At 35.4% G+C, this 13,819-nt stretch carries 17 protein-coding genes and 2 pseudogenes; 6 read left to right on the top strand and 13 right to left on the bottom strand.

The features are described from left to right. Nucleotides 1-284: 284 nt before the first annotated feature. The 13 genes and pseudogenes from H9I37_RS03185 to H9I37_RS03125 form a co-directional block, all read right to left on the bottom strand. Nucleotides 285-629 carry a hypothetical protein gene (locus H9I37_RS03185; protein WP_187381044.1) on the bottom strand — a complete coding sequence of 115 codons (345 nt, stop codon included), beginning with the start codon at nt 627-629 and terminating at the stop codon, nt 285-287. Nucleotides 630-715: 86 nt separating this feature from the next. Further along, nucleotides 716-1,264 carry a hypothetical protein gene (locus tag H9I37_RS03180; protein WP_187381043.1) on the bottom strand — a complete coding sequence of 183 codons (549 nt, stop codon included), beginning with the start codon at nt 1,262-1,264 and terminating at the stop codon, nt 716-718. Nucleotides 1,265-1,417: 153 nt separating this feature from the next. Continuing rightward, on the bottom strand, nt 1,418-1,819 hold the full coding sequence (gene vapC / locus H9I37_RS03175; protein ID WP_187381042.1) for a type II toxin-antitoxin system tRNA(fMet)-specific endonuclease VapC: 402 nt from the start codon (nt 1,817-1,819) through the stop codon (nt 1,418-1,420). After that, nucleotides 1,819-2,040, bottom strand: a complete 222-nt coding sequence (locus H9I37_RS03170) for a hypothetical protein (RefSeq protein WP_187381041.1) — start codon at nt 2,038-2,040, stop codon at nt 1,819-1,821. The genes vapC (H9I37_RS03175) and H9I37_RS03170 overlap by 1 nt, the downstream gene beginning before the upstream one ends. Before the next feature lie 130 nt (nt 2,041-2,170). Next, nucleotides 2,171-2,665, bottom strand: a complete 495-nt coding sequence (locus H9I37_RS03165; RefSeq protein ID WP_187381040.1) for a hypothetical protein — start codon at nt 2,663-2,665, stop codon at nt 2,171-2,173. Nucleotides 2,666-3,188: 523 nt separating this feature from the next. Then, nucleotides 3,189-3,824: a sister chromatid cohesion protein PDS5 gene (locus tag H9I37_RS03160; RefSeq protein ID WP_187381039.1), complete on the bottom strand. Its 636-nt coding sequence runs from the start codon at nt 3,822-3,824 to the stop codon at nt 3,189-3,191. 205 nt (nt 3,825-4,029) lie between these two features. After that, on the bottom strand, nt 4,030-4,431 hold the full coding sequence (gene vapC / locus H9I37_RS03155) for a type II toxin-antitoxin system VapC family toxin (RefSeq protein ID WP_187381038.1): 402 nt from the start codon (nt 4,429-4,431) through the stop codon (nt 4,030-4,032). Beyond that, nucleotides 4,431-4,625, bottom strand: a complete 195-nt coding sequence (locus H9I37_RS03150) for a hypothetical protein (protein WP_006187900.1) — start codon at nt 4,623-4,625, stop codon at nt 4,431-4,433. The genes vapC (H9I37_RS03155) and H9I37_RS03150 overlap by 1 nt, the downstream gene beginning before the upstream one ends. 122 nt (nt 4,626-4,747) lie before the next feature. Next, on the bottom strand, nt 4,748-5,287 hold the full coding sequence (locus tag H9I37_RS03145) for a ClbS/DfsB family four-helix bundle protein (RefSeq protein ID WP_187381037.1): 540 nt from the start codon (nt 5,285-5,287) through the stop codon (nt 4,748-4,750). 204 nt (nt 5,288-5,491) lie between these two features. Next, a pseudogene (locus H9I37_RS03140) lies at nt 5,492-6,773 on the bottom strand (integron integrase). Nucleotides 6,774-6,961: 188 nt separating this feature from the next. After that, nucleotides 6,962-7,534, bottom strand: a complete 573-nt coding sequence (locus H9I37_RS03135; RefSeq protein WP_187381036.1) for an SAP domain-containing protein — start codon at nt 7,532-7,534, stop codon at nt 6,962-6,964. A 683-nt stretch (nt 7,535-8,217) separates the two neighbouring features. Then, the gene (locus H9I37_RS03130; RefSeq protein ID WP_187381035.1) at nt 8,218-8,364 is read right to left on the bottom strand and encodes a hypothetical protein; all 147 of its coding nucleotides are present in this window, start codon (nt 8,362-8,364) and stop codon (nt 8,218-8,220) included. Between the two features lie 15 nt (nt 8,365-8,379). Continuing rightward, a complete protein-coding gene (locus H9I37_RS03125) occupies nt 8,380-9,534 on the bottom strand; it encodes a hypothetical protein (RefSeq protein ID WP_187381034.1) in 1,155 nt (384 codons plus the stop codon). 286 nt (nt 9,535-9,820) lie between these two features. Between H9I37_RS03125 and H9I37_RS03120 the strand changes: the two genes are divergently transcribed. The 6 genes and pseudogenes from H9I37_RS03120 (at nt 9,821) to H9I37_RS03095 (ending at nt 13,584) form a co-directional block, all read left to right on the top strand. Next, a complete protein-coding gene (locus tag H9I37_RS03120) occupies nt 9,821-10,363 on the top strand; it encodes a glutathione peroxidase (protein WP_187381033.1) in 543 nt (180 codons plus the stop codon). Nucleotides 10,364-10,459: 96 nt separating this feature from the next. Further along, nucleotides 10,460-10,720, top strand: coding sequence for a hypothetical protein (locus H9I37_RS03115; RefSeq protein ID WP_187381032.1), 261 nt, complete (start codon nt 10,460-10,462; stop codon nt 10,718-10,720). A 52-nt stretch (nt 10,721-10,772) separates the two neighbouring features. Further along, nucleotides 10,773-11,201, top strand: a pseudogene (locus H9I37_RS11600) (VOC family protein). Nucleotides 11,202-11,220: 19 nt separating this feature from the next. Next, nucleotides 11,221-11,562 carry a TfoX/Sxy family protein gene (locus tag H9I37_RS03105; RefSeq protein ID WP_187381031.1) on the top strand — a complete coding sequence of 114 codons (342 nt, stop codon included), beginning with the start codon at nt 11,221-11,223 and terminating at the stop codon, nt 11,560-11,562. A 233-nt stretch (nt 11,563-11,795) separates the two neighbouring features. Beyond that, nucleotides 11,796-13,166, top strand: coding sequence for an MATE family efflux transporter (locus tag H9I37_RS03100; protein ID WP_187381030.1), 1,371 nt, complete (start codon nt 11,796-11,798; stop codon nt 13,164-13,166). 121 nt (nt 13,167-13,287) lie between these two features. After that, complete coding sequence (locus H9I37_RS03095) at nt 13,288-13,584, top strand: HigA family addiction module antitoxin (protein WP_187381029.1); 297 nt, start codon at nt 13,288-13,290, stop codon at nt 13,582-13,584. The last annotated feature ends 235 nt before the right edge of the window (nt 13,585-13,819 follow it).

Here is a 13,819-nt window from a genome sequence, read left to right as displayed (position 1 = left end):
AAATCTATGACTTACTTTATCCCATTTATTTTTATCAAATTTAGTTTTTTTATTTGATATATAAAAGATGCACAATAAGGCAATAAAAAATACAATTACTGATAAAACAATTTTATTTTTTTTCCATAATTCAATAGATAATCAAACGCCGCCACTGACTTTGTACACATAACAATTGGTTGTACCGCAGGCAGCTTGACTGCCTGTCGGCTACGAACCTTTGTTAGGCGAAGATAGTTCTTACAGATTTACTATTTCTGTTTTAATAGAATTTGATTCAAATTTTATTTTTCAAATTCCTGACCTTTAGTTGATATTTTATACATCCATTTTTGATATGGTAGATTACAAATTCTTTTTCCTTCTAAGGAATCCATGACAGAAGAAAGTACGATCGCTCTTCCAAGTAAATTTACATGACCTTCTTTTTCCAACATTATTCCATCAGGAGACGATATAAATGGTAAATTGATATTTTTCCTAAAATACCAAATAGTTACTCCTTCTGGAATTGCTCCTATTGGCTGTACAACGAAAAAGCCAGTAAAAAAATATATAAATGCCATTATTGCAGCAACTAATAATACAACAATTCCTTTTTTCCCATTTTTATTCTTCTGAGTTTCCATTTTATACTCCAATTAATAGTTTATGTTACATTCTATCAAATAAAAATCAAGACAAGCATGACTTGGCTTGATTTTTACAGTTAGTTTTATAACTCTAAATCCTCCTGCATTTTAGAAATGCGTTCTCTTGCTATTTGGGCGGAAAGCTCATTGTTTGTATAAGTAATCATAACAACTTGTGAAATATTATATCCATAGCTGTTTTTTACACTTAGTAATTGAAAATCAATTTCAATTTTGGGAGAAAAATATTTTATAAAATTGATGTATTCATTTCCATTTTGTGATCCTTTATTTGAATCATCAAATTTTCCATAAGTATTTGTGATTTTTTTCATAAGCCCCATTACTTTTTCATCGGTACAATCAGTATAAGCTATTCGACCGATATAGAGTTTCCCATTTCCAAAAAAGAAAATTCGTGTCGCACCATTTGTATCTAAATAATATAGTTCATCTCCATTATCATTTGTTCCATTAGAATAGGCTTCAGGATATTTTGCTTTCAAATCTTTTACACTGCATCCCCATTTCAAACCATAATATTCATTATTGATTTTATCTGCTTCAGATACTTGAGCAAATACATGTACAGATATTAAACAAAATAAAAAGGCTAAGAATATTTTTTTCATAAAATCCTCCTAAGATTTTAATTTTTTTTGAGAAATTTGTTGGAGGATTTTCTTATTAACAATAAGCAGCCCAGTGGGCTGTCCGCCTAACATTGTTTTAAACCGCAAATGGGCGTCGTCCCATTTGTCGGCTTTGAAAACGGTGTTAGGTTTTCATTCTTCTACCCAATCTTCAATTTTCAAATCGGTTACTCTTGAAAATTCATTCGTATTGTGAGTAATAAGAGTGGCTTTTTCATGCAGTGCGGCGGCGGCAATAAGCAAATCATTTGCACCTATCAGTGTACCTGCATGCTCCAAATCTTTTCGGATTTCTGCATAGTCGTAAGACATTTTGTCTGTAAAATCCACAATTTCAAACGGCTTTAAAAATTTTTCCACTTTTTCCGTAGTCTGTTCTCTTGTTCGGCTTTTAAATGCACCCAGCAAAAGCTCTCCTTTTACTACTGAAGAAATTTTTATCTCTTTTGGTGAAACTGACAAGAATCTTTCTCGAACAGACGGAAATTTTCCATTCATAAAGTAAATGCAAGTGTTTGTGTCTAGAAAATACATTAAAAAGCCTCTCGCTTTTCATATTTTAGCTGTTCAGGTCTGGTGAATGACGAATCAGAAACAGAACCGAACAAATCAGCCCAGCCTTCCGGATAATGAGGTTCTATTCTTTCCATAATTTTGCTTACAACCCATTTGGAAAGCGACATTTTTTCTGCATGTGCTTCGTTTTCAATTTTGAGAAGCTGCTCTTGCGTAACATACAAGGATAATTGCGGCATATTCGCACCTCTTATATACAAATATAAAACATTTTATTACAAAAATCAAGTATATTTACAAGTATATTATAAAAAACGGCGGGTTACCCCGCCGTATAAAATATTCAGTCAAGATTAACTTGGCTAAATATTAATTTAACGCTTTTTGGGCTATATCTTTTTGAATACTATTAAACTGAGTTTTTTCAATTTTTGATAGCTTAAACTCCTTGTTTTTATCATAATACCCTTGATAGTATATTGTTTCATTACTATCATCATTTGCGACCAACTTAGGATCAATTAAAACACTTCCCTCAACTATAAATGCATTTTTCCCATAGACATATGGAATATAAAAGGACTCTGAACGCAAAACTACATCAACCAAAGCAACAGCTCCAGGCACTTTTCCTAAAGCATTATCGACTGCATCTTCAATAGTTATATTCCCTTTTGTTGGAATGAATACAACTATATGGTAAACATCTTCGCCAAGAACTCTATTGCTATTTTTTTGATATTCATTTGCTCTACTCCACTCAATGTTTTTGGTCGATATCACAGTGAATGTTCCTAATCTAGTAGCACAACTTGTAAAAAAAATACTTGCTAAAATTGCAAGATCTAAAAATAGTTTTCTCATAAAATCCTCCTAAGATTTTATTTCCTTTTTTGGAGAAAACCTGTCGGAAGATTTACCTTACTGACAGCAAGTGGCGCAGTGCGCCATCAACCTAACATGCAGTTAAGCTGCAAAACGTACCGGCGTCTAGCCGGCCGCTCTTCAGAGCGGGTTTTGTCAGTCTTGAACTGCGTGTTAGACGCTTTTATCTTAATTATATCATTTATATTAACAATTATGCTTTTACATCTTACTTTATTTTGCTTTTTCTCACTATACATTCATAAATAAAAAAAACTAAGATTTTACTATATGGATAAATTTTATATAACGTAATCTTTTTATATTATAAATACCAAACAGTTCGACGGACTTTTATTTTGTTGATTTTCTTAACAAGTTCTAAAATCCTTAGATAAAAATTTTGTTTTCCTTAACATCTTGAGTGTAAAAACAGTGTTACCTTTGCATAGACAAAGGTGTTAATTTTTCAATTAGAAAAAAATTACACGGCATTGTTTTTACACTATCTTATCTGCTATTTTTATTCATTAATATTTTTAGTTGCTTCCAATGCTTTTTTTGTAACTCTAACAGCACCTGCTGAATGAATGCGAACAACTCGATGTAAATCATTATCAGCGAACCATTGTAATTTGTCCAAATAGGGTTCTACATATTTTGGCTTTCTTTTTCCTATAACTCTAAACATTTCAGGAGCCTCTATACGAACTCTGTCATTTTTATCACTTATCAATTCTAAAAAAATATCCATATAATTGCTATATAAGTCGGGGGAATTTGTTGCAATATTTTCACAAGCCCATATAAAACACATTCTGACATCCGATGATTCATCATTTTTCATATCCATCATATCATCCCAATAAGGCATTACTAATAAATGGTTAGTTCTTCCAATTCTTCCTAAAGCATTGACCGCCTTTGCTCTTAATTTAGGTTCTTTATCATTTAGAAAACTGGCGATTATTTGTATATGGTCTTGTATCTGTGAAGAATTTTGTAATCCCATTTCACCAAGCAACCACAATGATTTTGCTTTTATTTCTTTAGAATTGGTATTTTTGAGTATCAATACTACATTGTCAATGGATGTATTCCATTTTTCTTTTTGTTTAGTCGAATTATTCAGCTCTGACATTATTTCTTTTTCATTCATTGCCTTTAACTCTTCTTTTGGTATTCTGAATAACAGATAACGAATGTATAAAAGCAATAGCATTTATATATTCATCAAAATTACATCCTTTATTTTTTAAAGTTACAGTTTATCGTGCCGTAAGGCATCGGTCTAACATTCGCTTAACCTGCATTTGCGGCTTGTCCGCAATGTCAGTGTTGAAGCGGATGTTAGGCGTTATCATCTACACAACCAACTTTAACTCTGTAATAATTCGAGCCATACTTGTAAAATCGTCATCATCGTGAAGAAGCGGAATATTATTTTCAATCGCAGTTTCTGCAATCAGCAAATCTACCGTACTGCGAATTGTAACACCTTTTCTACGACAACGGAAATTCAACAGAGCAGCATTTTCAAAGGATTGAATACCGCGTTTTAGCGAATATAACGGTACATCCATTAAATAAGATTTCAAAACAGCAAATTCTTTCTCGTCTTTTGAACCTTGCAGAAGCTCTTGATAAATAAATTCATTGATACAAAAATGTTTTTGTTCCTCAAGCAATTTTTCAAAATATGCCGTTCCAACAGTTTCCTTGCCACGAAAAAAATTGATCAGCACAGAAGTATCTACTAAAACCATTAAGAACTCCGCATTGCTTTATAATCATATCCATCAGCAAACTGAATTTTACCCTTTAGGTCGGCAAGAGTACGATTTTGTTTTTCAGAGGGCAATTCAATTGTTTCTATGTATGAAATAACCATCTGTGCCTGTTCATTATCAAGCATTGCAAAATAATCCATCGCTTTTTTTTTAAGAGCTGTTTCTATCATCGACGACCTCCTTGCAGTTCATAATTATACTATTATTCTGATAATTTTTCTACTATAAAAAATGATAGGGATGTATCGCAGCTCTGCGAGCTTCAGCAAATTTCTAGCGTATAGTCTAGTTTTTATACAATTTTTTTACAATGCAATTTTATCTTTTTAATAGCCCAATCATAATGACTTGAAGTCGTACTTACAAAATAGGAGCCTAAATCGGTTGTTCCCGTCCATGAAAAATATTTTTTTGTAAAAAGTTCTTCATTTGAGTATTTATCAGCCAATGCAAGAACTTTTTCATGACTTTCTGCAAGCATTGCTTTTGCTCTTTCAAGGCTTGTATTCTGATGCCTATTCCAAAACATAACATTCATTGCACCATAGGTTTTCCAAGAATACTCAGGCGGCAAAAACGGAATGTTACTTTTTCCATCAGCATTATTTTCTATGAATTTCAGCATAAGTTGATGCCATTCATACAAATGAATTAAAACATCTCTAACATTTTTATCACGATTCCAATGAGCTTCTTTTTTACTTTTATCGCCGGAGAAATCAAAAAGCGTGTTCATTTGATTTTCAGTCATTTTAGAAATAATATCCATCAATTTTGAATAATTTTCCATAGCGAATTTCAGTAAATCATCTTTATTTCTTGCCCGTGCCATAGATTCTCCTATCCTAAAGCGGCTCTAGTAGAGCCGTCCGCCTAACCTCTTTTCGACCCTTCCTCATAATACCATAAAAACTACGCATTTTCAATCTAAACTGACACCTCACCAAGCAGCTTCATCTTTCTACCATAATAGCAACCTGCACGCATCATCAACAGCCAGATTAGGCCTATCTTCACTAAATGGGATAAAGGCGAATCACATTCGGTCGATAGGGCTTTGAACGCCGAGACCACCACGGTTGAGGACGTGGGTGTAAACCATAGTGGTTGAAACATCGCTGTGCCCAAGAAGCTCTTGTATGGTGCGGATATCGTAACCGGATTCCAGTAGATGTGTTGCAAATGAGTGGCGGAATGTGTGGCAGCCGATCGGCTTCGGAATACCCGACCGTAAAACAGCTTCATGCAGGGTGCGCTGAATAACCGAAGGATCAATATGGTACCGCCCCTGCTCGCCTGTCTTATTATTTTGCCATCGGCGTACTTGGGGAAACACCCACTGCCATGCCCAAGTTTTACCGGCATTGGGATATTTTTTCGCAAGGGCAGCGGGAAGTGATACCGAGCCGAAACCGTCCTTGCAGTCTGCCTCATGGATGCGGCGGACTGTTTCCAAATGTTTTTGCAGCGGAAATTTTAGAGATACCGGCAGCACCGTTTTACGGTCTTTTGCGCCCTTTCCGCAGTGTACCGTAATTTCATTTTTATCAAAATCAATATCTTGTACCCGTAATTGCAAGCCTTCCATCAGCCTCATTCCCGTTCCATAGAGCAAGCGGATAAAAAGACCATAATCGTTTTCAGGCAACAAAGAGAATATCTTTGCCGTTTCCTCACGGCTCAGTACAGCAGGCAGCTTCTTAGACTTTTTAGCACGGATGATATTCTCGGGACTTTGTATAGTTAAACCTAATATGTTTTTATACAGAAACAAAAGAGCGGCAAGGGCTTGATTTTGACTTGAAGCGGCAACCTTTTCTTTTATTGCAAGACGGCTCACAAAGGAATTTATCTCTGCAGCGGAAAATGTTTTAAAATTTTTATTTTGATGTTCTCGTATAAAGCGGCTTATCCAATAGCTGTATGCTTCCCGTGTACGTTTGCTGTAGTGTTTTGCAGTAATCACTGCATCCAGTTTTCTTAAAATATCCTGAATATCCGGTGCAGTAGGCAGATTACTTTCCTCAATCATTCCTGTATTCAAGCCTATAGCATCATGAGGATCGCTATCAGCGCCTTCACAAATTTTCTCGATAAAATCGGAATCCGCACGGCAAAAACCCTCACTATAAATACTATTCAATAAAATATCACAAGAATTACGATCAGCGGGGATAGTCCAAATGCACCGCTCCGGAACCCAAGCTCTGTTCGGTACTTTTTTTTATCGCTTGCAAGATTTTAGAAAAATCTTCTCTGCCTGCTTTAAAACGTATCGCTAAAGTTTCTTGTTCATAAGGTTTAATTTCAATAAACATAAAAACCTCCTAAAATTATTTTCAGTCTGAATCAGTCCCCCCAACAAAAACATCACGGATAATAAACCGCACAAATCAAATTTTAATAAGGAAAAAAGTTGAATGCTGGGTAATCCGTCTAATATTCGCTGAACCTATAACGGAGCGTACCGCTGTTGTCCGATTAAAGCAATTTTAGATGAAATTTGCTATAAATGCTTATTCTTTTTCCACGTTATATAATCTTTTTTTGCCTTCATAGCTTTTAGCTTATTCCATGCTTCCAAAGCCTCTTCTCTTGTTGCATTTTTTTCATTTGCCAGATAATCACTGATGAAGTTATTAAATTTACAGGATGGAATTTGGGGAAGCTTTCCTTCAGTTTTGTTTAGCCGAATGTATTCACAAATGACATCGTTATAAGTTATTTTTTCGCCATGAGAAAGTTTATTTTCAATCCATCGATTAAGCCAATATTTTGCTCCTGATTTCGGTTGTAATCCCGGCATCCGTTTATCGATTTCACTATGTATGAATTCCCATGTTTCTTTTTTGTTGCTAAAATTTTCAACATAAGTATGACTATTCAATATGTCTTTATTCCGGCTTTTACTCCGATAACAATTCTTTTTATTCACCGTTCCGGTTTCCAAAAACTGAATAATCATCTGTTCAAGCTGATCCTTTCGTGTTTTTGAATCAAAAGGAATTTCAAGCGATTTTGCTAATGCTTTGAGTTCACTCATGTACCAATATTTATTCTCGAATTCTTGTATTGTCATAGAGTCTTTTCCTCAAGATTACATTTTATTCGGTCAATACTCATTTCAGTTGCATGAATTTCTGATACTGAATTTTTACATAGAATTTCAGAATTGTTCTCCATAATATTTTTATATATTCATATTATTTCGCGTGCGGCAGCACGTCCATCTAACATCCTTTCGACCCTTCTTCACTATATTATAAAACTCAATAATTTGTAACCTAAACTTCTGCAAAACAAAAAATCATATCTTTCCACCATAGTACAAATCGGGTAAACCGACAGCCGGCAGGGTTTTGCCGCACTTGAGTATTCTTTCATTGCGCTCAAAGCCGATGCGAGAAGCCGAAGATTTACAGCGGGAATATTTTTGTATTTTTGCGCGGATAATCATAGAAAAAAAACGTGCAAATTCTTTATAATCGCTTGCGAAAACAAGAGGCAATCAAGAGGCGGAAGGGCTACACAAACGATACCGTCCGCTTTATCTTAGAGTTTATATGAAAGGGATATAACTATTGATTTAGGAGATAATTTCAGAAAGTCTGCGGGTTTTATCGGTAAGTTGATCGTTGCAGGAATGAATTCGGGATATGCGCATATGAACGAAAGGAGCTTTTCGCATTTGGTCGGTAAAATTTAGGGCGACGGTCTTGATCTGTAGTAATAATCTGAAACTTATTACTACAGATTCTAAAATTACTTCCCTTTTTTATTGGGATTTAATTGTTTGCCGCGATTACCTTGATTTTGGTCATACTGGCGATTTGTACCGGCTGTCCCCTTATTGGGATTTTGCATATTTGATTGATTATCTGCCGGTTTTATTGGTTTATTTTTGCCCATAGTGTTCCTCCGTATCTATTTAAAAACAACGTTGATTTTAAGCTTGCCACTGACAATGTCAGATGCCTTTACTTTATAAAACATCTTTACATCAGTTTCATATTCCTGTTTAACATCATTGATATACCAATTCTCTACAACTTTACCCGTAGGCAAAACCGCTTCAAACAGCAATTCATCTTTTTCTTGTATTGGACTTCCGGTTGTTACCTTAGTATATGAATTTGTATTTTTGCATTTTACACTTGCAGAATCAAATTCAATCGTTCCTTGTACAGCGTCTTTAGTAATAACGCTGATTTTAAGCTTGCCACCAACAATGTCAGATGCCTTTACTTTATAAAACATCTTTACATCAGTTTCATATTCCTGTTTAACATCATTGATATACCAATTCTCTACAACCTTACCCGTAGGCAAAACCGCTTCAAACAGCAATTCATCTTTTTCTTGTATTGGACTTCCGGTTGTTACCTTAGTATATGAATTTGTATTTTTGCATTTTACTCTTGCAGAATCAAATTCAATCGTTCCTTGTACAGCGTCTTTAGTAATAACACTCACTTTAAGCTTCCCACCAACAATGTCAGATGCCTTTACTTTATAAAACATCTTTACATCAGTTTCATATTCCTGTTTAACATCATTGATATACCAATTCTCTACAACCTTACCTGTAGGCAAAATCGCTTCAAACAGCAATTCATCTTTTTCTTGTATTGGACTTCCGGTTGTTACCTTAGTATATGATTTTGTATTTTTGCATTTTACACTTGCAGAATCAAATTCGACAGTTCTTTGTACAGCGTCTTTAGTAATAACACTCACTTTGAGCTTGTTACCTACAATATCAGCTGCTTTTACTGTATAAAACATCTCTATGCCAGTTTGATATTCCTGTTTAACATCATTGATATACCAATTTTCGACAACCTTACCTGTAGGCAAAATCGCTTTAAAATACAATACATCTTTTTCTTGTATTGGACTTCCACTCGTTACGTCAGTATATGGATATGAGCTTCTATTTTGACATTTTACACTTGCAACATCAAATTCGATTATAATATCAGTGTTACTATTCGGTTGAGAACAACCGGTAATTAACACTACTGCACTAATTATTAAAATTAATGCACCAATTAGTGAAGCTATCTTTTTTTGTTTCATTTTGGCCTTCCTTTCGCAATGTTTTTACATTGCGGCAATTTTACTATTACAAGCCTCGCTTCGCTCGGCTTGTAATAGACTCTTTCAAGTCTATTACCCAGTATATACTGGGTAATTTTTCAGCAAAAAAATACATTTAGATGCTTCCAATCTTGCCTGCGTAGCAGACTTCAAACAAACATCGATTTTCCGCCTGACTTTCGAGCAATTGTATACGCTCCCATTCATCGGCAATAACTGAAAGTTTTTTACCGATGTGTTATAATCATACGCGAAGAGGTAAAATATGTCAATTTACGATTATTCGATTCAAGATGCGAATGGGAATGACGTCCCGCTTAAGAACTATAAAGGAAAAGTGTTATTGATTGTAAATACCGCAACGAAATGCGGCTTTACACCTCAGTACAAAGAGCTTGAACAGCTGTACGAAACATATCACGATAAGGGTTTGGAAATAATCGATGTGCCGTGCAATCAATTCGGAGGGCAGGCTCCGGGCACTGACCGGGAAATCAGCGAATTCTGTACACTCAATTACAACACGAAATTCCCGCAAATGAAAAAGTCCGACGTAAACGGTGCGAACAAATTGCCGTTGTATTCCTATTTAAAAGCGCAAAAGAAATTTGAAGGTTTCGGCGAAAGTAAAACGGCGCAAACGTTGCATGACTATATTAAAAAAATCAATCCCGATTATAAAAACAACTCCGACATCAAATGGAACTTTACAAAATTCGTTGTAGCGCGCGACGGGAAGGTCGTTGAGCGTTTTGAGCCGCCGGCATCTATGGCAGATGTCGAAGCGTGCGTTGCAAAGTGTATATAGCCATAGTTTTTATCTGTTTGACGAGGCGGATTTTCTCAATACGGCATTGTTCGGGCATTGTTCGGGCTTACTGACAAAGAGAGACGGAGCAAATCAATGAAAAATGAAAAACAAAAAGAATTTATTTTAAACGGAAACTTGTGGAAGGTTATCTTTTATCTTTCATGGTCTGCCTTTATCGGTGTTGGAGGTGTGTACTACGGAAACTTTATGATTGAAATTTTGAGCGCTCTCCCCGTATTGATTTTACTTTTGATGGAATTCAGTCTGTTGCGAACAGGGATTACAAAATGGCAGCAAGAACAAAACAAGATGCGGTCATATCTCAAAAAAGAGTCAAAAACTCAAGGTTTTTAGAGGTAACTTTGAAAAGACGATGTTGTAACTAGCAATAATATAGGAGATAACGATGAACAAGATTACTTGTATTTGTTTAGGTGTTAAAGATATGGAACGGTCAATCAAGTTTTATAGAGATGGTTTAGGATATAAGACTGATTGCACAGAAAATAATCTGCCGGTATGCTTTTTTGATACTCCGGGAACAAAGTTTGAACTATTTCCTTTGGAATAATTAGCAAAAGATATTGATGAAAATAATCCACCAAAAGGAAATGGATTTTCAGGAATTACATTAGCTTACAATGTTGAACATAAAGAAGATGTGGATAGTGTAATTGAATTAGTAAGAAAAGCAGGCGGAAAAATTGTAAAAGAGCCGCAGGAAGTTTTCTGGGGTGGATATCACGCATATTTTTCGGATTTAGATGGATACTATTGGGAAGTTTCATGGGGACCAAATTTTCAATTTGATGAAAATGGATTGTTGAAATTTTGAGGATAAATAAGGGAAGAGTATGGCTTCAAGTAAAGAATATTTAGATTTTATTTTAGAACAGTTATCAGGATTGGAAGATATTACTTATCGTGCAATGATGGGTGAATATATAATTTATTATCGTGGAAAAATTGTTGGTGGAATTTATGATGATAGATTTTTAGTTAAGCCTGTTAAATCTGCAATAGCATATATGCCAAATGCAAGGTATGAGTTACCCTATGATGGAGCAAAGGAAATGCTGTTGGTAGATGATGTTGACAATAAAGAATATTTAACAGGGTTATTCAATTCCATGTACGATGGGCTGCCAACACCTAAACCGAAAAAATTAAAAACTCTTGACACAACCCCGGCGTGAAGATAAAGCTATAAAACATTATAATTAAATAGTAAAAGATGCGCACTATGATTATTTTGGAAATAGCGCAAAGATGAGTATCAACAAATAGTACATTTTATACAAGATAGAAAAACGGTATACGTTAGTATATTGCCGATATTAGTTAAATAGCTGTTTCAGTGTTTTGCCAACCGGGACGCCCAAAATGAATTGAGTAAATAAGCTTTTACAAAAATATAAGGAACAAATCAATGGAAAATGAAAAACAAAAAGAATTTATTTTAAACGGAAATTTGTGGAAGGTTATCTTTAATCTTTCATGGCCTGCCGTTATTGCAATGATTTTACTGGCAGCAAACAATGTGCTGGACGGAATCTTTGTCGGACATTTTGCCGAAGAAGGAGCTTTTGCCGGTATCTCGGTAGCCCTGCCTCCAATCATAACGATAATAGGTTTAGGTATTCTCATCGGCTCGGGAGCCGGAACGCTGTTAAGCATTGCAATCGGCGCGGAAGATAAAAATATTCAAAAAAAGATTCTAGGCAATGTAAATTTTTTGACACTTATAATAAGTGTAATCGTAATGACTTTAGGTTTTCTTTTTTCGGAAAAAACGCTGTTTTTAATGGGCGGTAGGGGTAATTCTCTCATATATGGAGGTGAATACTACCGCACTATTTTATGGAGTACTCCGATTTTGATATATGCCATTGCCCTTAACAACCTTATCCGCTCCGAAGGAAAAATGAAAACAGCGGCGGCGATTATGGGGATAAGCCTGATTGTCAATGGGTGCGCAAATTATATACTCATGGTGATTTTTCATTTCGGCATAAAAGGCGCCGCTATAGGAACAAATATCGGTATGGCGGTACAAGCAGTCATCAGTACCGTTTATTTTGCAAAAAAGAATCCCGATGCTCCTGCATCTGTATTTACCATCAGAATAGATGGTGAAATTATCTCTAAGATTATTTCGATGGGATTGGCAAGCTTTATTATGCAGTTTATGGCAACAATTCAAATGCTTTTGGTTTTAAATGTCTTAAACCACTACGGCTCACAAGAAGACATTGCTTTTTACGGCGTCATTACCCGCATCTTTTCATTTATACTGCAGCCGATAGGAGGCTTTATGATTGCGCTCAGCCCTATCATCGGTATAAACTTCGGCGCGGATAAATCTGAGCGTGTGATTTCAACATTTAAGCGCGTTTTATCAGCCGCTCTTGTTTTGATAGCTCCGTTATGGATTTTAATGCTTATTTTCCCTCAAGCAGCTATTTCTTTGATGATGGAAAATCCCCATTTAAGTACAGAAAATATTATGCATTTTAGAACTTATATGGTTCTTTTACCGGTTATGCCCCTTGTTTTTTTAGCGCTCGGTTTTTTTCCTGCCGTCAACAAAGGGAAAATCAGTTCCGTAGTCGGTCTTTTACAGCAAATCGTGTTTTATATTCCGGTAATGCTTATTCTGCCTGCCTTTATCGGTGTTGGCGGTGTATACTACGGAACCTTTATGATTGAAATTTTGAGCGCGCTCCCCGTATTGATTTTACTTTTGAGAGAATTCCGTCTGTTGCGAACAGGGATTACAAAATGGCAGCAAGCGCGGTAAAGTAAAGGAGGAAGTTGTGTACACTTTGTGATCTCCAAACGACCAATGGCGCGTCTGTTTTACAGAAAAAGACGGACACTATTATGATGTAGAGATTGTGGATTATCACTAAGAGAAAACTATGTCGGATTTTATAGAAACACCTACTATCGGAGAAATACTTAACGAAGAATTTCTTATTCCTCTTGGAATTTCTGCATATAAATTGGCTCAGGAAATAAATGTTCCAACTTCCCGCATTCAAGGCATTCTTCATAATCGTAGGAAAATAACAGTAGACACTTCTTTACGCCTTGCAAAGTTTTTTAGTTTGTCGGACGGATATTTTATGTCTTTGCAAGATGATATTGATATAAGAAATGCAAAAATAGAACTTGCACCTCAGCTAGAAGAAATAAAGGCTTACGTATATGCGTAAAAATCAATATTATTAATCAGAAAGATTAGCGCAACAAAGATTACTAAAGATCTAACTGAGTTTGGGAAAAAATAGCTAATTGAGGAACTCTTGCTGTTGACTCCCCCCCCCTAAAAAAATTATTTTAAACCTTGAGTAGTGTACACTACTCAAAAGACTTGAAAAAGTCCTTTGAGCAAAGTCTTGCTACGCTCGCCTTCGCTCAACAAAAAAAAATAATAAAATCACAGGAGGA

This window comes from Treponema sp. Marseille-Q3903, from assembly GCF_014334335.1.
GTDB lineage: Bacteria > Spirochaetota > Spirochaetia > Treponematales > Treponemataceae > Treponema_D.
This window is presented reverse-complemented; position numbering and strand designations above follow the sequence as displayed.